The 19477-nt window shown below is 33.7% G+C and carries 19 protein-coding genes and 3 tRNA genes; 11 read left to right on the forward strand and 11 right to left on the reverse strand.

Going from position 1 to position 19477, the window contains the following annotated elements:
- The first annotated feature begins 62 nt into the window (after positions 1–62).
- The 5 genes from panC (at position 63) to V1T75_RS07270 (ending at position 5169) form a co-directional block, all read left to right on the forward strand.
- Positions 63–914: a pantoate--beta-alanine ligase gene (gene panC / locus V1T75_RS07250; RefSeq protein ID WP_330487881.1), complete on the forward strand. Its 852-nt coding sequence runs from the start codon at positions 63–65 to the stop codon at positions 912–914.
- 96 nt (positions 915–1010) lie between these two features.
- Positions 1011–1361 carry an aspartate 1-decarboxylase gene (gene panD, locus V1T75_RS07255; RefSeq protein WP_028891458.1) on the forward strand — a complete coding sequence of 117 codons (351 nt, stop codon included), beginning with the start codon at positions 1011–1013 and terminating at the stop codon, positions 1359–1361.
- Position 1362: 1 nt separating this feature from the next.
- The gene (locus V1T75_RS07260) at positions 1363–2313 is read left to right on the forward strand and encodes a lysylphosphatidylglycerol synthase transmembrane domain-containing protein (protein WP_330487882.1); all 951 of its coding nucleotides are present in this window, start codon (positions 1363–1365) and stop codon (positions 2311–2313) included.
- A 35-nt stretch (positions 2314–2348) separates the two neighbouring features.
- Positions 2349–3710: a DNA repair protein RadA gene (gene radA / locus V1T75_RS07265; RefSeq protein WP_330487883.1), complete on the forward strand. Its 1362-nt coding sequence runs from the start codon at positions 2349–2351 to the stop codon at positions 3708–3710.
- Between the two features lie 106 nt (positions 3711–3816).
- Positions 3817–5169, forward strand: a complete 1353-nt coding sequence (locus V1T75_RS07270) for a TlpA family protein disulfide reductase (RefSeq protein ID WP_330487884.1) — start codon at positions 3817–3819, stop codon at positions 5167–5169.
- Between the two features lie 26 nt (positions 5170–5195).
- Here the strand turns inward: V1T75_RS07270 and V1T75_RS07275 are convergent, their stop codons facing one another.
- A complete protein-coding gene (locus V1T75_RS07275) occupies positions 5196–7379 on the reverse strand; it encodes a transglycosylase domain-containing protein (protein WP_330487885.1) in 2184 nt (727 codons plus the stop codon).
- A 141-nt stretch (positions 7380–7520) separates the two neighbouring features.
- Here V1T75_RS07275 and V1T75_RS07280 point away from each other — a divergent pair, with 141 nt between their 5' ends.
- The 3 genes from V1T75_RS07280 (at position 7521) to V1T75_RS07290 (ending at position 10478) form a co-directional block, all read left to right on the forward strand.
- The gene (locus V1T75_RS07280) at positions 7521–8714 is read left to right on the forward strand and encodes a hypothetical protein (RefSeq protein ID WP_330487886.1); all 1194 of its coding nucleotides are present in this window, start codon (positions 7521–7523) and stop codon (positions 8712–8714) included.
- 10 nt (positions 8715–8724) lie between these two features.
- Entirely contained in the window at positions 8725–9912 is a 1188-nt protein-coding gene (locus tag V1T75_RS07285) for a hypothetical protein (RefSeq protein ID WP_330487887.1), read from the forward strand.
- Between the two features lie 80 nt (positions 9913–9992).
- Positions 9993–10478, forward strand: coding sequence for a hypothetical protein (locus tag V1T75_RS07290; protein WP_330487888.1), 486 nt, complete (start codon positions 9993–9995; stop codon positions 10476–10478).
- Positions 10479–10561: 83 nt separating this feature from the next.
- Here the strand turns inward: V1T75_RS07290 and arsM are convergent, their stop codons facing one another.
- The 10 genes from arsM to V1T75_RS07340 form a co-directional block, all read right to left on the reverse strand.
- Positions 10562–11530, reverse strand: a complete 969-nt coding sequence (gene arsM / locus V1T75_RS07295; protein WP_330487889.1) for an arsenosugar biosynthesis arsenite methyltransferase ArsM — start codon at positions 11528–11530, stop codon at positions 10562–10564.
- A 90-nt stretch (positions 11531–11620) separates the two neighbouring features.
- Positions 11621–12436 carry a purine-nucleoside phosphorylase gene (locus V1T75_RS07300; protein ID WP_330487890.1) on the reverse strand — a complete coding sequence of 272 codons (816 nt, stop codon included), beginning with the start codon at positions 12434–12436 and terminating at the stop codon, positions 11621–11623.
- A 48-nt stretch (positions 12437–12484) separates the two neighbouring features.
- Positions 12485–13087 carry a TIGR04282 family arsenosugar biosynthesis glycosyltransferase gene (locus tag V1T75_RS07305; RefSeq protein WP_330487891.1) on the reverse strand — a complete coding sequence of 201 codons (603 nt, stop codon included), beginning with the start codon at positions 13085–13087 and terminating at the stop codon, positions 12485–12487.
- A complete protein-coding gene (locus V1T75_RS07310; RefSeq protein ID WP_330487892.1) occupies positions 13080–13523 on the reverse strand; it encodes a rhodanese-like domain-containing protein in 444 nt (147 codons plus the stop codon). The genes V1T75_RS07305 and V1T75_RS07310 overlap by 8 nt, the downstream gene beginning before the upstream one ends.
- Positions 13524–13747: 224 nt before the next feature.
- Entirely contained in the window at positions 13748–14803 is a 1056-nt protein-coding gene (gene arsS, locus V1T75_RS07315) for an arsenosugar biosynthesis radical SAM (seleno)protein ArsS (RefSeq protein ID WP_330487893.1), read from the reverse strand.
- 162 nt (positions 14804–14965) lie between these two features.
- Positions 14966–15301, reverse strand: coding sequence for an arsenosugar biosynthesis-associated peroxidase-like protein (locus tag V1T75_RS07320; protein WP_330487894.1), 336 nt, complete (start codon positions 15299–15301; stop codon positions 14966–14968).
- Between the two features lie 73 nt (positions 15302–15374).
- Positions 15375–16082 (reverse strand): DUF547 domain-containing protein, encoded by a 708-nt coding sequence (locus V1T75_RS07325; RefSeq protein ID WP_330487895.1) that lies wholly within the window; start codon positions 16080–16082, stop codon positions 15375–15377.
- Between the two features lie 357 nt (positions 16083–16439).
- Positions 16440–16525 (reverse strand) — tRNA-Leu (locus V1T75_RS07330).
- Between the two features lie 63 nt (positions 16526–16588).
- Positions 16589–16677: transfer RNA gene (locus tag V1T75_RS07335), tRNA-Leu, on the reverse strand.
- Positions 16678–16700: 23 nt separating this feature from the next.
- Positions 16701–16772, reverse strand: a tRNA-Gly gene (locus V1T75_RS07340).
- Positions 16773–16909: 137 nt separating this feature from the next.
- Between V1T75_RS07340 and cyoE the strand changes: the two genes are divergently transcribed.
- The 3 genes from cyoE to V1T75_RS07355 are packed head-to-tail and all read left to right on the forward strand — an operon-like array spanning position 16910 to position 19472.
- Positions 16910–17848, forward strand: coding sequence for a heme o synthase (cyoE, locus tag V1T75_RS07345; RefSeq protein ID WP_330487896.1), 939 nt, complete (start codon positions 16910–16912; stop codon positions 17846–17848).
- Entirely contained in the window at positions 17848–18432 is a 585-nt protein-coding gene (locus V1T75_RS07350; RefSeq protein ID WP_330487897.1) for a cytochrome c oxidase subunit 3, read from the forward strand. The genes cyoE and V1T75_RS07350 overlap by 1 nt, the downstream gene beginning before the upstream one ends.
- Before the next feature lie 56 nt (positions 18433–18488).
- A complete protein-coding gene (locus V1T75_RS07355; RefSeq protein WP_330487898.1) occupies positions 18489–19472 on the forward strand; it encodes a cytochrome c oxidase subunit 3 in 984 nt (327 codons plus the stop codon).
- The last annotated feature ends 5 nt before the right edge of the window (positions 19473–19477 follow it).

Raw genomic sequence — 19477 nt, forward strand, 5'->3', positions numbered from 1 at the left:
CGAAATTTAATGCAAAAATCGTGTTAAATTGCTAATTTTGCATGCATTTCAATTAAATAACAATGAAAATTTTCACAAGAAAATCCGAAATAAAAGAGTTTTTATCCACTCAAAAAAAGGATAAAAAGTCCATCGGGTTTGTCCCAACTATGGGAGCTCTGCATCAAGGGCATTTATCGCTTATTAAAAGAGCCAAAAAAAAGAATGATATTGCAGTGGTTAGTGTCTTTGTAAACCCTACACAGTTTGATAATAAAGAAGATTTAGAGAAATACCCTAAAACATACGAAAGTGATGTAGCGTTGTTGGAATCTGTAGATTGTGATGTGTTATTCTTTCCTTCAGTAGAAGAAATATACGCCGAAAATGTAACTTCTGAAAAGTTTGATTTCGATGGATTAGAACATCAAATGGAAGGAAAGTTTAGAGACGGTCATTTTGATGGAGTAGGAACGATTGTAAAAGCACTATTTGAAATAGTGGAACCAAATACCGCTTATTTTGGTAAAAAAGATTTTCAGCAACTGCAAATTATTAAAAAATTAGTAGAGAAATACAAACTTCCTGTAAAAATTAAAGGAAGACCCATTTTTAGAGAAGAAGATGGATTGGCAATGAGTTCTAGAAATACTCGTTTAAGTAAAGAACATAGAGAGACAGCGCCATTTATTTATAAGACATTGAAAAAGGCGAAAAAGAAATTTGGAGCAAATAGTCCAGAAGAGTTAACCAAATGGGTAGAACAACAATTTAAAAAACATCCGTTATTTGAGTTAGAATATTTTACCATAGCAGATGAAAAAACATTACAAACGGTAACAGAGATTAAAGAAAATACAAAGTATCGTGCCTTTATCGCTGTTTTTGCTGGAGATATTCGCTTAATTGATAATATTCGTTTAAAGAATAATTAAAAACTTAGTGTTTAAGGTTTAGAAGGAGGTTTGTAATAATGTTAAAATCATCAAAAAACAACCTAGTATTCATTAAAAAACAATTATTTTTGCAGCATGTTAGTACAAGTAGTAAAATCTAAAATACACCGTGTTAAAGTAACTAATGCGGATTTAAATTATATAGGAAGTATCACCATTGATGAAGATTTAATGGATGCTGCTGGAATTATTGAAGGTGAGCGTGTACAGATTGTGAATAACAATAATGGAGAGCGTTTAGAAACTTATGCAATTCCAGGGCCAAGAAAGAGTGGAGAAATTACATTGAACGGGGCAGCAGCTCGTAGGGTTCAAAAAGGAGATGTACTTATCTTAATTGTATATGCTTTTATGGAATTAGAAGAAGCTAAGAAATTTAAGCCACAATTAGTATTTCCTAACGAAGAAAACAACTTGTTAGAATAGTTTGAGTACATCAGTCAAGAAAATTATAAAAATAGGATTACCTCTCATTTTGGGAGGTTTTTTAGTTTGGTATTCACTGTCAAAAATTTCAATTGAAACCTTAGTTCAATACTTTAAAGATGCTAATTACGGATGGATAGCTTTAGGGTTGTTTTTCGGAATATTAAGTCATCTATCTCGTGCTTATCGTTGGAAGTTTTTACTTGAGCCAATGGGGTACAAACCAGATTTTGGCAATAGTACTATGGCAGTTTTAGTAGCATATTTAGTGAATTATGCAGTACCAAGAGCAGGGGAAGTTTCTCGAGCAGCTGTAATGACGAATTATGAAAATATTCCGTTTGAAAAAGGTTTTGGTACTATCGTTGCCGAACGAATGGCAGATTTAATCATGATGCTTAGTATCATAATAATTACACTTTTTGTGCAATTTGATTTTATTTTTGAATTACTGACTAAAAATTTTGATCCAATTAAAATAGGAATCCTTTTAGTAGGATTAGTCCTGGTTTTTTTAGTTTTTACACGTTTTGTAAAAAAAGCGCAATCAGGAATTGGATTAAAAATCAAGAACTTCGTTGTTGGGTTAATTGAAGGAGTTACCAGTATCTTTAAAATGAAGCATAAATGGGCATTCATTTTTCATACTGTTTTTATTTGGTTGATGTATGTGTTAATGTTTTGGGCAACGATTCCAGCAATTGAAGGGTTACATGTTCCTTTAGGAGGTGTTCTGATCGGATTTATCGCTGGTGGATTTGCAATTGCAGCTACTAATGGAGGAATAGGATTGTATCCTGTTGCTGTAGCTGGAGCCTTAGCGTTATTTGGAATTGCAGAAGAACCCGCGACAGCCTTTGGTTGGATTATGTGGACCGCTCAAACGGCTATGATCATTGTCTTTGGTGGATTGGCGTTTTTGTTCTTGCCCATCTACAATAAAAACAAATAGTTTTCTTTTCTTTGTAAGTAAATCTTACAAATCGAATGGCAAAAACCAAAACGACTTTTTTCTGTCAAAACTGTGGCGCACAACATGCACAATGGGTAGGGCAATGTGGCTCTTGTAAACAATGGAACACTATTGTTGAAGAAGTCATTCAAAAAGAAGAAAAAAGAAGTTGGAAATCGCCATCAAACGCACAAAAAAGAGTCGCAAAACCTTTACGGGTTGAAGATATTCAACTGAATCCTGAAGAGCGTTTTGGTACTAAAAACCAAGAATTAGATACGGTTTTAGGTGGTGGATTGGTGAAAGGTGCTGTGGTGTTACTGGGAGGAGAACCAGGAATTGGTAAATCAACCTTGTTGCTGCAAATTGCTTTACAGATTCCACAAAAAGTGTTGTATGTGTCTGGAGAAGAAAGCCAGTCGCAGATTAAAATGCGAGCAGAACGTATCGAAGGAAAAAATCCTAACTGTTTAATTCTTACCGAAACCAACACCCAACAAATTTTTAAAAATATTGAAGAAGTTCAGCCAGAGGTATTGGTAATAGATTCTATTCAAACCTTACATACTAATACGATTGAAGCTTCACCGGGAAGTATTTCGCAGATACGAGAGACTTCGGCAGAATTGATAAAGTTTGCAAAAGAAACAGCAACTCCAGTATTGTTAATCGGGCATATCAACAAAGAAGGACATATTGCAGGGCCTAAGATTTTAGAACACATGGTAGATGTGGTGTTGCAATTTGAAGGAGACCGAAACCATACCTATCGAATTTTACGCTCGCAAAAAAACCGTTTTGGCTCTACTGCAGAGTTAGGGATTTACGAAATGTTATCAGATGGATTGCGAGAAGTATCCAATCCTTCAGAAATCTTAATCTCGAAAAAAGATGCCGATTTAAGCGGAACAGCTATTGCTTCAACTTTAGAAGGCATTCGTCCGTTGATGATCGAAATTCAAGCCTTGGTTTCTACAGCGGTTTACGGAACGCCACAACGAACTACTACAGGATATAACCTAAAACGTCTGCACATGATTTTAGCAGTGTTAGAAAAACGTGCGGGTTTCAAGTTAGGAGCAAAAGATGTGTTTTTAAATGTTACGGGTGGAATTCATGTAGACGACCCAGCAATAGATTTAGCAGTAGTAGCAGCGATTTTATCGTCAAATCAAGATTTAGCCATCAATCCCGATGTGTGTTTTGCAGCCGAAGTAGGTTTAGCAGGTGAAATTCGTCCTGTTTCTAAAATAGATCAGCGCATTACCGAAGCTGAAAAACTAGGCTATAAAACCTTTGTAACCTCAAAATACAACAAGATTACCAGTAAAAACCATTCTATAAAACTGATTTTAGTAAGTAAGATTGAAGAAGCTTTTGCTACCTTGTTTGCTTGAGGGAGGTGTATCCTTACAATGTGTTAAAATTGTTAGTCTTTGTGGTGTATAGTAATGAAATAGATTGTTACCTTTAGCGCGTTTTTGTAATTAATTACCAACACAAATGAGTAAGTTTATCCATACTTTTTTTGCAGTTTTTATTAGCTTATCTGCAATTGGAAATTCAGGAAAAGTAAATATTTTAGGACAAGTAAAGAATCATTCATCTGATCCGATTACTATTACATACCTTAATAATCAAAAATTAACATTTACTGAACTTGATGTTGATGGTAAGTTCAGTATTTCTGCTGAAATAGAAGGAGGTTATTATTTCCTTAAATATGGACGTAATACCATTTACATTTATCTTAACCCTAAAGATGAGTTGAGTATTTTTTTTGATGCTAAAAACTTTAAAGAAACTCTTGTTTTTGAAGGTAAAGGAGCAACACGAAATAAATACCTTGCTAAGAAAGCAGAAGTAGAAGAAGAACTAACCAAAGATTTTGAAGCTTTTTATAAAGTAGATGAAATAGTATATCTCAAAAACTTAATGAAAATTAAAGATGCTCATTTAACTTTATTGTCTCAATATGATGTTGAGAGATTTTTTGTAAAAGAGGAAAAAAAATCATTAGAGTATGAAAGACTTCTTAATATTCAAAATTATAAATCAAATTATAAGTTTTATTTAGGAGATGATATTATACTTTCAGAGAATTTTTATGAGCCAATAAAAAAAGTGAATCTCAATAATGATAAGGATTATAAAAAACAGTTATACTTTCGTTATTTGGTGAATTCTGTTTGGAGTAAACGTATAGATGTAGCCCCTAATGTAGATGAAATGTTAAATGTTTTACGCAGGGCTCCATCAAAAGAATTAGCTATTAGTTTAGTAAATGGGTTTTATTCTAAAATAACAATCAAGGAGGATCGTGCAAAAGATTATCTTGATCTTATTAAAAGGGTTACCAATCACCAACCTTTTATTGAAGCTGTTGAAAAAAAATATGAGAAAATAATTAATTCAAAAGCATTAAACGTAGGAGATGCTTCACCAGAGTTTAGTTTTGAGGATGTAGGAGGTAAAGTGTTTAGTTTAGAGAGTTTTAAAGGGAAGTATGTTTACATTGATGTTTGGGCAACTTGGTGTACACCATGCATTAAGCAGATTCCTTATCTGAAGGAATTAGAGAAGCGTTATCATGATAAGAATATTGTATTCGTGAGTATTTCTGTAGATAAGAAAGAGGATAAGGATACATGGAAAAATATGATAAACGATAAAGCACTAGTAGGGGTGCAATTATTTGCTGATAAATCATTTGAGAGTGATTTTATGAATGCCTACGCAGTAACTTCTATTCCTCGTTTTATTTTGATTGACCCTCAAGGTAAGATTGTAACAACTGAAGCACCGAGGCCTTCTTTTGATAAGACAAAAACTCTTTTGGATGAGCTGTTGAATTAGGTTTCTAACTTTTTAAAGTGTTAAACTTATTCCTTTTTCTTTCCAAAAAGTCTGTTGAAAAACCCTTTAATTCCTTTTTCTCTATAAGGAGTACAGTCTATTGAGGAAGAAATTTCATCAGGAATATCAAAAGAGGTTAAGTATTTTTCCTTTAGTTCAGGGTTGTTTTCAATTTCTTTTAGAACGTTAGCAACGATTGGCAGCGCTAAAGAAGAACCAGAACCATTTCCGCTAGTAAAATGTACATCGTTTTTAGAAGTTCCAACCCAAGTTCCAAGAACAATATTTGGTGTATACGCCATAAACCAAGCGTTGGTATAGTTTTGAGCAGTACCTGTTTTACTGGCTAACGGACTTTTGATTTTATACCTGCTTCTTATACTGGCTCCTGTTCCTTGTTCTACAGCTTGTTGTAATATAGTAGTGAGTGTTTGCGTACTTTCTTCTGTAAATACTCTTTCTGCCTTTTGTTTTTCACTTTCATAAATGATATTTCCCTCTTTGTCGGTAATCTTGCTAATCATATATAGGTCATTCATTTCACCTTTATTAGCAAAGGCACCGTAGGCTCTTGTAGCTTCAAATAGTGATAAATCTAACGTTCCTAAAGCAATAGAAGGAGCATTGTTTGTGATTTCTGGAAATAGTAGCTTTTCACAAGCGTTGATTAACCATTCCTTTTCTAATTTAAAATATAGATTTACACTAGGGATGTTCATCGATTTAATTAAGGCATACCACATGGCAACTTTTTTATCAGGAGTAGTGCTATGATCGGCATTTTGTGGCTTCCAGTTATCGTATTCTGGATAGGTTTTTTCTTCGTTTTCAAAATAATCACAAGGAGAAATTCCGTTTTCCAACGCTGTAGCATACAAAAACGGTTTAAATGCCGAGGCTATTTGGCGGTGCGATAGCACCATATCAAAAGGTAGCGTGTTAAAATTATTACCACCCACCCAACTAATTACGGCTCCGTTTTTCGGGTTTGTAACCAAAACAGAAGCATTTAGCATTTTATCATAATACCAAAGGCTATCAATTTTATTACCAGTAATGGTCTTTGTACTATCCCAATCAAATAGTTGAATAGTTCTATTTTGCTTATCCTTTTCTGTGAATTGCTGCTTTTGTAGCCATCTACTTTTTAGTCTGTTTGAAGCTAACTCTTTGTCTAGTTGTTGTTGTTTGACGATGAGTTGCTCTTTAGCAGCTTTTTCCGCAACTTTTTGAATCTCATAATTCAGCGTCGTATGAATTTTTAAACCGTCGGTTTCTAAGTTATACTTGCTGTTAGAAGTTTCATTGCTCTTTTTTATGAGTTCGGCAGCTTTTTTCTTTACCTGATAGGTAAAATAACCGGCCGTTGTGTTGATATCAAGGTTATGATAGTTGAGTGTAATAGGTAGTTTTTGTAAACTATCAGTAACTTTATTGTTTAAATACGCTTCGCTATTCATTAACTGAAGAACCGTGTTTCGACGTTTTTTAGCATTTTCTGGATTCAATCTAGGATTGTAATAGGTGTTAGCCTTTAGCATCCCTACAAGTATTGCGGATTCTTCAATGTTTAATTCACTGACTGATTTGTTAAAAAATCGATTAGCAGCCGATTCTACTCCGAAACTATTTTCGCCAAACGGAACCGAATTCAAATACAATAACAATATTTCATCTTTACTGTATAACTTCTCCATACGACTAGCAATGATGAGTTCTTTAATTTTGTTAATAGGCATGCTCAAAAATCCATGATACTGCCTTCCGTAGAGGTTTTTAATTAGTTGTTGTGTAATTGTACTTCCACCACCTCCAGAGGCGTCTTGTAATAGAATACTTCTAAAGAAAACGCGCGCATAGCTTTGACCATCGTATCCGTTATGGGAATAGAATCGCTTATCCTCTGTAGCAATGAGTGCTTTTTTTAAGTGATTTGGAATTTGAGTTAGTTGAACATTGGTTCTATTCTCAGCAAATATTTTCCCGATAATTACCTCGTCTGATGAATAGATTAAAGAAGCTTCTTCGTTTATGACAGAGGTTAATTCTTTTTTGTTGGGTAATTTACCAAACACTTCAAAATACACTAAAGAGAATAACAATACTACTAAAAGAACTCCAAACAGTACAACTCCTGTTATATATTTTAATACAAGGGTTAGTTTCTTATTTTCTTTAAGTTGAAGTTGTATTTCTTTGAGTGTTTTCATTGTGTCATTAAACGATGATTAGTTGGTAAAATTGTAAAAATACGACCAATATTATAGGTGTAAAACTTATTTAATATCAAGTATAAACAAACTCCAAAAAAACGATATTTTTGTGATTTAAACGTAAAAACCAAAAATGTTATGAAAAAATTATCAGTTTTATTACTGTGTTTATCCTTTTGTTTTCAAATTAAGGCGCAGTCTGTATCAAATACCACCTTTACAACTTCTGATGCTGGATGGTTTCAGGTAGGAAAATGGACTTTAGGGCAAAGAGGAGCTGAAAGAGTTGTAGTTTCATTGAACGGAGGAGCGTATACACCTCAAGAAGTAGTTATTGATGTTTTTAAAGATTGGTCTACAAGCTTTTTGATGGACGTAAAAGGGGTTAGAAATGGATATGTTGAGCAAATTAGAATTACAAAAGACGATACTTACTATTATTTAGAAGCTTATTTTGATAGAGCTATAAGCCAAAGTAGTTCTCTTCATTTGCATAATATTGAAGGAAAAGCTAGTGGCTTTGTATTAAACTCTGGAGCATTACCAGTGAGTACTGGAAGCGTGTTTTACGAAACAGGAGATATTCAATTTAAAACGATGTTCTCTAATACATTAGACTTAAGAAATAAACTTTTTGTAAATGGTGATGTTGGAATAGGCACAACAAACCCAGAGGCCAAGCTACAAATTAAAGATGCAGGAACTTCAGGTGTGACTACTTTACAATTAAATAATAGAATGAAATTTAGGGGAGATGGCGTGTTTACTTGGGGAAATACAGCGGATCATGGATTATTAAGTTGGGAAGCAAGTAAAACGATTGTAGGTGCACAGTCAACTAAAGATCTTAGTTTGTTTGCCAATGGTACTGAAAAAATGATTATAAAAACTAATGGAAACGTTGGTGTAGGAACCACAACTACTGGATCTCATAAGTTAGCTGTAGAAGGTTCTATTGGAGCAAGAGAAATAAAAGTAGAAGGAAGTGGTTGGTCAGATTTTGTTTTTGAAAAAGAGTATGAGTTACCCACTTTAAAAGAGGTAGAGAGTCATATTAAAGAAAAAGGGCATTTAAAAGGCATACCTAGTGCGAAAGAAGTAGAGAAAAATGGCTTTTATTTAGGAGCAATGGATGCTAAATTGTTACTGAAAATTGAAGAACTAACTTTGTATACAATTCAACAAGAAAAGAAAATAAATAATCAGAAAAATAAGTTGGACAATCAGAAAGAAAATTTAAAGGATTATAAAGAGCTATTAAATCAACAGGCAAATGAAATTGAGAAGTTAAAAGAGTTAGTAAGAAAAATATTAAAGGAAAGTAAACTATAATCATTCTTAAATGAAAACGAAAATTAAAATTACTGTTATTGCTATAACAGGGTTTGTGCTTACGATAAAAGCACAGACAGGAGAGGGAGACAATTATTTTAACGGGAATAATTTTTATAAGGGAATTAGCTGGCAAGCTATTAAGTCTAGATTCTATAGTTACGGAGGAAATGGTTCTGAAGCCAAATGGTTATTACATAATATTCCAGAACAAGGAGGACGTTTTGTTGTTGTGGCTGGTCCAGTGGGGCAGACAGGGAATAGTAATGTTGCTTTTTCCATAGAGGGTAATAAAAGTGCATTATTTACTGGTAATGTTGGAATTGGAATTACAAGCCCTGATAAACAATTAACAGTGAACAGCCAGATTAAAATTCTAAAGTCAGGGGATGCAAGAACATCTGGAGATAAAGCAGAATTAATTTTTGGAGAAAAAGATTCTGACTCCTATTCAGGAAATATTCGAATTGAAAATACAAATTCTAATCCTGGATATGTAAATCCAAAGATGGTTTTTTCTCTCCAAGATTATAATAGTAGTACTTTAGATAAAGTAATTGATAGGATGACAATTCTTCCAAATGGTAATGTAGGAATAGGAACTTCTAGTCCAGCAGCTAAATTACACATTCAAAATGGAGGACAAGCTTTGAGTTTCCTTAGAGGAAGTAACACTAGTGGTTACACTTTAGATATTGGAGTAAATGATGACGGAGTTAACTTTACAAATAGTTCGAGTGTTAGAGGGTTTAATTTTCGTAATGTAAACGGAGATCTTTTAAAAATTTCACATAATGGAAACGCTGCATTAAATGGAAAGTTTGAATCAAAAGAAATTAAGGTAACTAATACCCCGACTGCTGATTTTGTTTTTGAAGAAAGTTATAACTTACCAACTTTAGAATCAGTAGAAAACCACATAAAAGAAAAAAGACACCTACCTGAAATAGCATCCGCTAAAGAAATGAAACAAAATGGTGTTAATGTTGGTAGTTTTCAAATTCAGTTACTTCAAAAAATAGAAGAGTTAACCTTGTATACGATTGCGCAAGAAAAGAAATTACAATCTCAAAACAAAGAGATTGAATTGTTAAAGGGGCAACAAGCAAGAATTGAAAAGCTTGATAAAGAGAATAAAGTTTTAAAGGCCTTATTAGAAAAGGTGAATCGATTGGAGAAGTTGATTGAAGAAAAATAAAAATTATCGTACTAATAAAAACCTGCTATTTTATCGTTGTTCTTAATGATAAGTACAGGTTATTTAAAATTAATGATCACATGAAAAATAAACTGTTAATTTATTTATTGTTATTCCCTGTAGTGGTATTATCCCAGAGGTTTCCGAGTCCACCCAGTACTGCTCAAATCAATAATATTGTGTCACAGCAACATCAGATGATGATGCAACAACAACAAATGATGCGAATGTTGCAAAGAAACTATGAAACAGATCAACAAAAGTTAGCGAAAGCTAAAGGGAAGAAAGTAAAAATTGAGTATAAGATTCGTACTCTTAAAAACGAATTGTCAACCACAAGAGAAGATCTCAGTTTATTGCAAGGCTCTGACATGAAGTTGAATAAGAAACAACAAAAGAGAAAGAAAAAACTGCTTAAAACTTTAGCAAAAATGAATGGTAAAATTGCTAAAAATACTGAGAGGCTGCGAAGTATTAATAGTGATATCGCCAAATTAGAAACACAAATAGAAGAAACTTCTCAGGAAATCGAAAAAGAAAATAAGAAAACAAAAAACTCAAAATAACACTGGAAAAAGTAAACGTATTTGAGAAACGTAAAGCTAAAAAGCCTTACAGATTTTGAAACCTGTAAGGCTTTTTTAGTTGTTTAACAACATCCACCACCGTCGTAATGATAGGTAGATTCTGAGAAAAATATATCGTCTCTTCCCAACGCTTTTAAAGCTGCAGCTGTTTTATCGCAAATCGCTAAAGGTTGGTTTTTTAATAAGGTATGTCCTTCGCCATCATCAAAATAGTTTTCATTACCAAAGTAAATGGCAGCTTTTCCTGTAAAAATACAAGGTCCGTCAGCAGGCATCGGATCTTTAATAGCAGCTACTTCAATCGATTCGATATAAATCAGTTCATCCGTAGGATAATTTTTAGGGTCTAAAATTCTGTATGGTTTACGCGCTCTAATTTCAATGGTTCCAAAACCAGCGTCTGTGAGCATTTTTACATATTCCGCAATCGGTAAACTTCCACTTAAACACAAGGCACGCAAACGTTCGTCGTTACGTAAGGTTTCGTTCATAGGTTGCTCACAGGTTGGATCACTCATTACCAAACGCCCGTGAGGTTTTAACACGCGATACATTTCAGCAATGGCTTTTTTCAGCTCTTCAGCTTTAAAAATGTTAAACAAACAGTTTTGAGCAGCCACATCAATCGAATTATCTTCTACCGGTAAGTGTAAAGCATCACCTTTGCGTAAATCGACAAACTCACTTTTAAACCAATCGTTTTGCGCTTCGGCTTCCAAAAAATTCTTTTGAGAAGCTTCCAACATTTCATCTACCACATCAATTCCTATCACGCCGTTTTTCTGACGTGAGAAATACGCAAACTGTAACAATTCCATTCCGCCACCCACACCTACATATAATATTTTAGGATTGTTGGTTAAATCGCGTGCATGTACGGTAGAACCACATCCGTAGTTCATTTCTTGCATGATTTTTGGAATTTTTAATCCTGGTAACTCCCAAATAGGGTTTGTGGTACAGCATAAGCCAACATCAGGGGTTAAGGCTGCTTCTTTATATACATTTTTGGTGGTTTCTAAGTAACTCATATTTTTAAGATAAAAGACCGCTATGCTATTAGGTAAAAGAATAAAAACTTGTATTGTTTGTCTTGATTCTTAAGTCTAATAGTCTTGCTTCTATAAATTAGTAATCAATTCTTTAAATAGCGTAATCATTTTAGGCTCTGCTTTTCCAGCAACTTCAATGATTTCGCTAATATTTACAGGGTGTAAATTTTTAGGATCGCACTCATCGGTTAATACAGAAACGGCTGCACACGGAATATTGAGTTGTTTTGCCACGATAACTTCAGGTACCGTGCTCATTCCCACCGCATCTACTTCTAAAATTTGTAACATTCTGTATTCAGCTCTGGTTTCCAATTGCGGACCTACAACACTTGCATATACACCTTCTTTCAGGTCTATGTCGTTCGCTTTGGCAATAGCTTTTAGTTGAGTGTTTAATTTTTTTGAATACGGTTCTAGCATATCGGCAAAAATATTTCCAAACTCATTAGCTCCTTTAAAGGCTAGGGGAGAGCCTCCTTGTAAATTCAAGTGATCTTCTAATAACATCAAATCTCCTTTTTTATAAGAAAGGTTGATAGCACCTGCAGCATTAGAAACTAACAAAGTTTGAATACCTAATGCGTGCATGGTTCTAATACCATAGGTTACTTCCCATAAATTATATCCTTCGTACATATGAAAACGCCCAGACATAATCACCACTTTTTTACCCGATAGGGTTCCGTAAATTAACTTTCCGGAGTGAAACTCTACAGTTGCTTGTGGAAAGTGTGGAATATCAGCATACGAAACTTCTTGTTCAATGCTAATTTCATCAACTAATTTTCCTAACCCTGTTCCTAAAACAATTCCTATTTCTGGGTGGGTAATTCCTTTGTGTTGAAGAAATTCTTGTGTTTCCTGTAGTTGTTGTTTTTTCATAATTTATATTGAAAAGACCCTTCGACTGCGCTCAGGGTGATATAATGCTTAGTTTAAAAATTGATTGAATATAGGAATGTTTTTGATATCGTCAAAAACATCTACATCATTTAAGGTTTCCAACAAATGTACGGTTTCGTTTTGTAAATCGTTTAAGGTATCTTTTCTAACGGTTGAGGTTCCCCAGTTTTTATGTTGAAAAACGGTAGCATGGAGTTTTTTCATGCCTAATAGGTAATAACCGCCATCTTCTGCTGGTCCTATAACGACATCGTTTGAGTTGAGTTTCTCAAAAGCTTCATTAATATGTTTGGAAGTTATATCAGGTAAATCACTACCAATAATTACAATTTTTTCATATCCAGAAGAAAATGCTTGTTGAAAAGCATTGTACATTCGCATACCTAAATCACTTCCTTCTTGTTGATGCTTTTGATATACTGGAGCATCCCAAATATCATTTTCACGAATCTTTACTGAATAATATACGGCTTTGTCACAAGATAAATTTTGGGTGACTTGTTTTGTGTGTGCTAATAAGAATTTATAAATATTTAAGGCAGCTTCGTCTCCAATTGTTTTAGCTAAACGTGTTTTTACTTTACCTAATTCAGGGTTTCTGGTAAAAATTAATAATAAGTTTTTACTCATAAATCTTTTCTCCTTTATGTAACCATTTACTCCATTCTTTATTGAAAGCATGGACTTTTTCTGTTGGGTTGTTTTGTAGATTAACGATTGTGTTTCCTTGGTTTTTCCACTCAAAGATCCCGCCATATAGGTTAAAGACGTTGATGTGACCTTCTTTAAGTAATTTTTCAGCAACCTCTTCTGACCGAATACCTAACGAGCAATACACCACAATTTTAGTGTTTTTATTCTTCGGAAGTTTTGCTAAGGTATTTTCTAAGTTGAAAAAATCATAGCCAACACACATCGCGTTTTTAAGATGACTAACTTCAAACTCTTTGGGTTCTCTAGCGTCTAGTATAATTATGCCGTCACCTTGAGCGGAGTCGAAAGGCTTTTCTTTTTGTAGTTCACTAACAGAAATATACGGAACACTTTCAGTGTTATATTTTTTCAATAACTGTTGTAGGTTTTTTTGCGAAAAAGAATTTACGGATACTAAAAATATGAGAAAGATGAGGTTTTTCATGTTTAAAGATATTCAACGGTGTTTGATAAAATCTATAGAGAATTAAAGTGATTACATCTCGATACAATTTTTCTTCCAAAATATCAGAAAAATCACTCGATGTGACATTATTTTACTTTTACATTACTACATTGTTTCGTTAATTCATTGAACTAGGCTACGGTTCCTTGACAACTACTTCCTGCACCAGCAGTACAACCATAACAGTGTTGATTGATGATAATATTTCTGTTTTGCAACAAAGCTTCGTTGTATTCAGAAATGTGTTGGGACTTACTAGCTACTTTCAAATTTAGCATTTGATTGAAATCGCAATCGTATAAATATCCGTCCCAACTTACTGATAATGTATTGGTACACATTACATTTTCTACTGCCATCGGATTGTAGGCGTCTACTAACGAATACATATAATCTTCGTAGTTTTCAGAAGCAATTAGGTAATCTAAAAATCGACTGATAGGTAAATTGGTAATGGCAAATAAACTGTTGAATGAGATTCCGAAATCTTCATCTAAAGCTTTTTTAAAATCGTTTTCTAAGGCAACCTGATCTCCTGGTAAGAAAGCTCCTGACGGATTGTAGACTAAATCTAGTTGTAAATCAGTTCCTTCAATTCCATAACCTAGAGCATTTAACATTTTTAGAGCTTCGATAGATTTATCGAAAACACCATCTCCACGTTGTTTATCGGTTTTTCCACGCGTCCAGTGAGGCATAGAAGAAACTACATGTACATTGTGTTTTTTAAAGAACTCGGGTAAATCGTAATATTTTTTATTCGCTCTGATGATTGTTAAGTTAGAGCGCACAATAAAATCTTTAATTCCTGCTTTGGAAGCTTCTTCGACAAACCATCGAAAGTTCGGATTCATTTCAGGTGCGCCACCCGTTAAATCTAAGGTATGTGCTCCAGTCTTTCGAATCACTTCTAAACACTGTTTCATGGTTTCTAAGGTCATGATTTCTTTTCGGTCAGGACCCGCATCTACATGGCAATGTGCGCAAACTTGATTGCACATATATCCTAAATTAATTTGAAGAATTTCTAATTTTTTAGGACGCAATGGAAACTGATTGGTTTCTTTGAGTTTTTGGGCAAACGTAGGCAATTCACCATTAGCAAAAATTCCGTTTGATAAGATTTCAAGCTGACGTTGCGTGTTTGCCAAATCGTTATTTCTAGATTTTAAAGATTTTTTCATCATCCTTCCTATAAAGCTGAAATAAGTTCAGCTCTTCATCATTTTTAGTATTTAATATCCTTCGACTAGTTCCTAGTGTACTTTCAATCAAAATGCATTTTGATTTCAACCAATGCTCAGGATAAGCGATTCACACAATTTTGATTTTCAAAATTGGTTCTCTGCTTACATTTCTAATTTATTGACTTTGTTCATCATTTGAACTCCGTGTACTAAGGTTGCTCCACTTTTAATAGCGGCTCCAACGTGGATTGCTTCCATCATTTCTTCTTTGGTAATGCCTCGCTGTAATCCGTCTTTAGTATAGGCATCAATACAATAAGGACATTGTTCAGTATGTGCAACAGCTAAGGCAATTAAACTCTTTTCACGTGCGGTTAAAGCTCCATCCTCAAATACTTTTCCGTAATAATCAAAAAACTTGTTTCCAAGTTCTTCACTCCACTCTGTTATTTTGCCAAACTTGCGTAAGTCGGCAGGATCGTAATATGTTTTTGACATGCTTCTTTGTTTCTATTAAAAAAGTAAAAATACCAAATTGTTTTCACTGCTGTTTTACAAAAGTGTAATGAGATTACTTCCCATTTAATGACCAATCGTATTTTAAATAACCAATCTTAGCTTTTTGATTGATGTTTACATCTGAATATTGATTCAGAAAGTTGATTAAGTCTCCTTCTTTTGTAAAATCTCCTTTGAACCATTCGAATATTTTAGATAGTAGAATGTTATTTTCTGAAATTTTATTTCTAGAGGAGTCGTTAATAAACCTTTTCATTAAAAGAGTAGTTTTTGATTCATAATTTTTTTCTGTAAATGCATAATTTGGTAGTTTAGGGCAAGAAACTGAAGCGCAATTTACGGCCACATGAATTTTAGGGTCACTATATTTTTTACGTAAAATCTCGTGTTCAATTTGATTTAAGGTGTATGTTTTTCCTCCAACTTTAGCAAAAGGTATTTCCCAAGCATTTTTACCGTTCTTTTTAATATTCATAATGCTTTTAAGAGGGTAATTATCTAAAATCAATTTGATGGTATAAGCATTATAAGCGTTTGCCCAAAAAGCTTTTGCTTTGGTAGCCGACCAGAATTTTTGTGGTTTCGTGTTGGCTAACTCATTTAAATAGGCTTTAAGTTGTGTTTCGTCTTGTTTAAACCCTTTATAGTTAACGTTTCCTTTAGTATTTACATGTTTTTTTAGTAACGCATCAAAAGTGTTGGTTTGAGCGGTAGAGTTTAGAAAAAAAGCTAAACTTAACAGTAAAAAGATATTTCGCATGATTTTCGATTTTGAAGTTTAGACGTGCGTTTGAAAGATACATTACAAAGAATGTTTCTAAAAGTTGTAGATACAAAAAAAACCGCTCCCGCTAGTATTTACTAGTGGCGGTTATGAGTAGGCAATTAGAAATTAAATTTTAAAAAATAACAAAGATGAAACCACAGCAGTAATGTTGTGGTTTTTAAAGAATGAGCTTTTAGCTTCGTATTAAGATATAACAAAACTAAAATGATATTTTTACCTTAAATACCATACTTAATTACTTTTTATAAATAAGGCGATTATGTGTGAACTTACTTTAGGACGGGATATAAGAATAAAAAAAGCCTTAACAACTAAATGTTAAGGCTTTTGTACTGAAGGCGGGACTTGAACCCGCACGGGCATTACGGCCCATTGGATTTTAAGTCCAACGTGTCTACCAATTCCACCACTTCAGCGTATGTGCTTTGTTAATGACTACTTTTTTAAAATGAAACCTCACTCATACAAGTGAGGTTTCTTGGTACTGAAGGCGGGACTTGAACCCGCACGAGCATTACGGCTCATTGGATTTTAAGTCCAACGTGTCTACCAATTCCACCACTTCAGCATACTCTTTTATAAAAAGGCTTGAGCGAAAGACGGGATTTGAACCCGCGACCCTCACCTTGGCAAGGTGATGCTCTACCCCTGAGCTACTTTCGCGTAGTCATTTTTTATTTTAATGAACGTGCATTACTGCGAATGCGGGTGCAAATATAACACCATTTTTTTAATTACAAAGCAGTTTTTAATTTTTTTCAATTTTAATTCCAATAAAAATTTATGGTGGTTCAATAAGAATGGAATATCTTTGCAGAAATTTTTTAAAATTAGAAGTGGATTCCGTTTCATCTGTACATACTAAAACTTCCATAAAATCAATAGTTAAAGACTTTAAACAGTTAACGAAAGTTGGGTTATCCATTAGTGTGGTTTTTACTTCTATCACTGGATATTTATTAGGAGCAGAATCGATTAATTATACTACCATAGTTTTATTAGCTTTAGGCGGGTACTTAATGGTTGGGGCATCAAATGCTTTTAATCAAGTAATAGAAAAGGATATTGACGCCGTCATGCAACGCACAAAAAACCGTCCGTTACCTTCTGGAAGAATGTCAGCAACTACAGCTTTAATCATTGCTACATTATTTACTATTGCCGGTATTGCTATTTTATATGCGATTAATCCTAAATGTGCCTTATTTGGCGCAATTTCTATCTTTTTATATACCAGTGCTTACACACCTTTAAAAGCAGTAACGCCTTTAGCCGTTTTTGTAGGCGCTATTCCTGGCGCTATTCCTTTTATGTTAGGTTGGGTAGCAGCAACAGGAAAATTTGGTATAGAAGCAGGATTCTTATTTATGATTCAGTTTTTTTGGCAATTCCCCCATTTTTGGGCAATCGGTTGGTTACAGTTTGAAGAGTATAAAAAAGCAGGTTTACATATGCTTCCTATGGATAAAAAAGACAAAGGAGCAGTAGTGCAAATTATTTTTTATACCTGTATTATGATTTTAATGTCGATTGCGCCTGTGTTAAAGGTGACGGGAGACTTTTATATATACCCTATAACAGCAGCAATTATTTTATTATTAGGGTTGTTGATGCTTTACTATGGGATAGTTTTATACAAAACACAAAAAAATACCGATGCTCGTAAATTAATGTTAGCGAGTGTTTTTTATATCACAATTGTACCCATAATTTATGTGGTAGATAAATTTTTACACTAATGAGTGAACAATCATTGAAAGAAGAATTAAAAGTAGCGAAACGTAAATCGGCTAAACCAATGTTATGGATTTCCATGATTAGCATGGTGATGTTTTTTGCAGGGTTAACAAGTGCTTATGTAGTTAGTATGAACCGTGAAGATTGGGTTACGTTTGATTTACCTCAAGCATTTTATATAAGTACGGTATTAATAGTGTTAAGTAGTATTACGCTATTTTTCTCTCAAAAATTATTAAAAAAAGATAATATACAAGCTTCATTTACTTTATTACTAATAACTTTAGTCTTAGGTTTAGGTTTTGTATGGTATCAATATGTAGGCTTTAATGAGCTAAAGGCTGTAGGACTTTATTTTACAGGGCCAGAAAGCACCGTATCTACATCGTTTATTATAGGAATAACATTTATGCATATTTTGCACCTATTGGCAGGTGTAATCGTGCTTTTAGTCGTTATTTATAATCATTTTAAAAAGAAGTATTCTTCAGCCGATATGCTTGGGTTTGAACTCGGTGCAATCTTTTGGCATTTCGTTGATGTACTGTGGATTTATCTATTTTTCTTTTTCTATTTTATTAGATGATGAAAAATGCGTAATTTTGGCGCACTGATTTAACAAAAATTAACAATAAGAGATTTATGGGAGCAAATATTGCTGTAAATTCTGACAACAAGGAGACCTGGAGCGGAGGTGGTGTAAAACCATTTGGCGCTAGTTATGGTAAAATGATGATGTGGTTTTTCATCGTATCGGATGCATTAACTTTTTCGGGCTTTTTAGCAGCGTATGGTTTAACACGTTTTAAATTTATTGATTCTTGGCCTATTGCTGATGAAGTATTTACACACTTTCCAGGATTGCACGGTGTACACGCACCGATGTACTATGTGGCATTAATGACGTTTATATTAATTGTATCATCGGTAACTATGGTGTTAGCGGTAGATGCAGGTCATAAAATGCAACAAAAAAAGGTAGCTTGGTATATGTTTGCTACGATAGTTTTCGGTTTGATTTTCGTTGGATCTCAGGCTTGGGAATGGAAAAATTTCATCAATGGATCTTATGGTGCTGTTAAAACTACAGATAATCATATTTTACAGTTTGTAAAAGACGGTCATCAAATTGCTTTAGCAGACTTTGTTCACAATGAGAGAAAAGATGAAAGAGTTCAGCATCAAAGAGAAAATGGATTGTGGTTTGAAAAAGAAGCAACAATTTCTCAATATTCAGTAGCTCAGGTACAGGAAGCTTTCAAAGCAGATCCATCCCTATTAATCAGAATTGAAAAAGTAAATCCTGAAACCAAACAAAAAATAATTTTATCAAGAGAAGAGAGTTTAGCTCAATTAGGAAAAGCTAAAATGGTTGTAGAAGGAGCCAACTTGCATGTAAACGAGTATGGAAACCCAATTTTTGCAGATTTCTTCTTCTTTATTACAGGATTTCACGGATTCCACGTATTCTCAGGAATTGTAATCAATATTATCATTTTCTTTAATGTTGTGTTAGGTACGTATGAGCGTAGAGGACACTATGAAATGGTTGAAAAAGTAGGTTTATATTGGCACTTTGTAGATTTAGTTTGGGTATTTGTATTTACTTTCTTCTACTTAGTATAATCAAA

Origin of the sequence: Tenacibaculum sp. FZY0031, from assembly GCF_036350695.1 — a bacterium.
Classification (GTDB): Bacteria; Bacteroidota; Bacteroidia; order Flavobacteriales; family Flavobacteriaceae; genus Polaribacter.

Excerpts from the sequence above, each read along its gene's own strand:
- panC (WP_330487881.1), top strand. The coding sequence starts at position 63 with ATGAAAATTTTCACAAGAAAATCCGAAATAAAAGAGTTTTTATCCACT.
- panD (WP_028891458.1), top strand. The coding sequence starts at position 1,011 with ATGTTAGTACAAGTAGTAAAATCTAAAATACACCGTGTTAAAGTAACT.
- radA (WP_330487883.1), top strand. The coding sequence starts at position 2,349 with ATGGCAAAAACCAAAACGACTTTTTTCTGTCAAAACTGTGGCGCACAA.
- V1T75_RS07270 (WP_330487884.1), top strand. The coding sequence starts at position 3,817 with ATGAGTAAGTTTATCCATACTTTTTTTGCAGTTTTTATTAGCTTATCT.
- V1T75_RS07275 (WP_330487885.1), bottom strand. The coding sequence starts at position 7,379 with ATGAAAACACTCAAAGAAATACAACTTCAACTTAAAGAAAATAAGAAA.
- V1T75_RS07280 (WP_330487886.1), top strand. The coding sequence starts at position 7,521 with ATGAAAAAATTATCAGTTTTATTACTGTGTTTATCCTTTTGTTTTCAA.
- V1T75_RS07285 (WP_330487887.1), top strand. The coding sequence starts at position 8,725 with ATGAAAACGAAAATTAAAATTACTGTTATTGCTATAACAGGGTTTGTG.
- V1T75_RS07290 (WP_330487888.1), top strand. The coding sequence starts at position 9,993 with ATGAAAAATAAACTGTTAATTTATTTATTGTTATTCCCTGTAGTGGTA.
- arsM (WP_330487889.1), bottom strand. The coding sequence starts at position 11,530 with ATGAGTTACTTAGAAACCACCAAAAATGTATATAAAGAAGCAGCCTTA.
- V1T75_RS07300 (WP_330487890.1), bottom strand. The coding sequence starts at position 12,436 with ATGAAAAAACAACAACTACAGGAAACACAAGAATTTCTTCAACACAAA.
- V1T75_RS07305 (WP_330487891.1), bottom strand. The coding sequence starts at position 13,087 with ATGAGTAAAAACTTATTATTAATTTTTACCAGAAACCCTGAATTAGGT.
- arsS (WP_330487893.1), bottom strand. The coding sequence starts at position 14,803 with ATGATGAAAAAATCTTTAAAATCTAGAAATAACGATTTGGCAAACACG.
- V1T75_RS07320 (WP_330487894.1), bottom strand. The coding sequence starts at position 15,301 with ATGTCAAAAACATATTACGATCCTGCCGACTTACGCAAGTTTGGCAAA.
- V1T75_RS07325 (WP_330487895.1), bottom strand. The coding sequence starts at position 16,082 with ATGCGAAATATCTTTTTACTGTTAAGTTTAGCTTTTTTTCTAAACTCT.
- cyoE (WP_330487896.1), top strand. The coding sequence starts at position 16,910 with ATGGAATATCTTTGCAGAAATTTTTTAAAATTAGAAGTGGATTCCGTT.
- V1T75_RS07350 (WP_330487897.1), top strand. The coding sequence starts at position 17,848 with ATGAGTGAACAATCATTGAAAGAAGAATTAAAAGTAGCGAAACGTAAA.
- V1T75_RS07355 (WP_330487898.1), top strand. The coding sequence starts at position 18,489 with ATGGGAGCAAATATTGCTGTAAATTCTGACAACAAGGAGACCTGGAGC.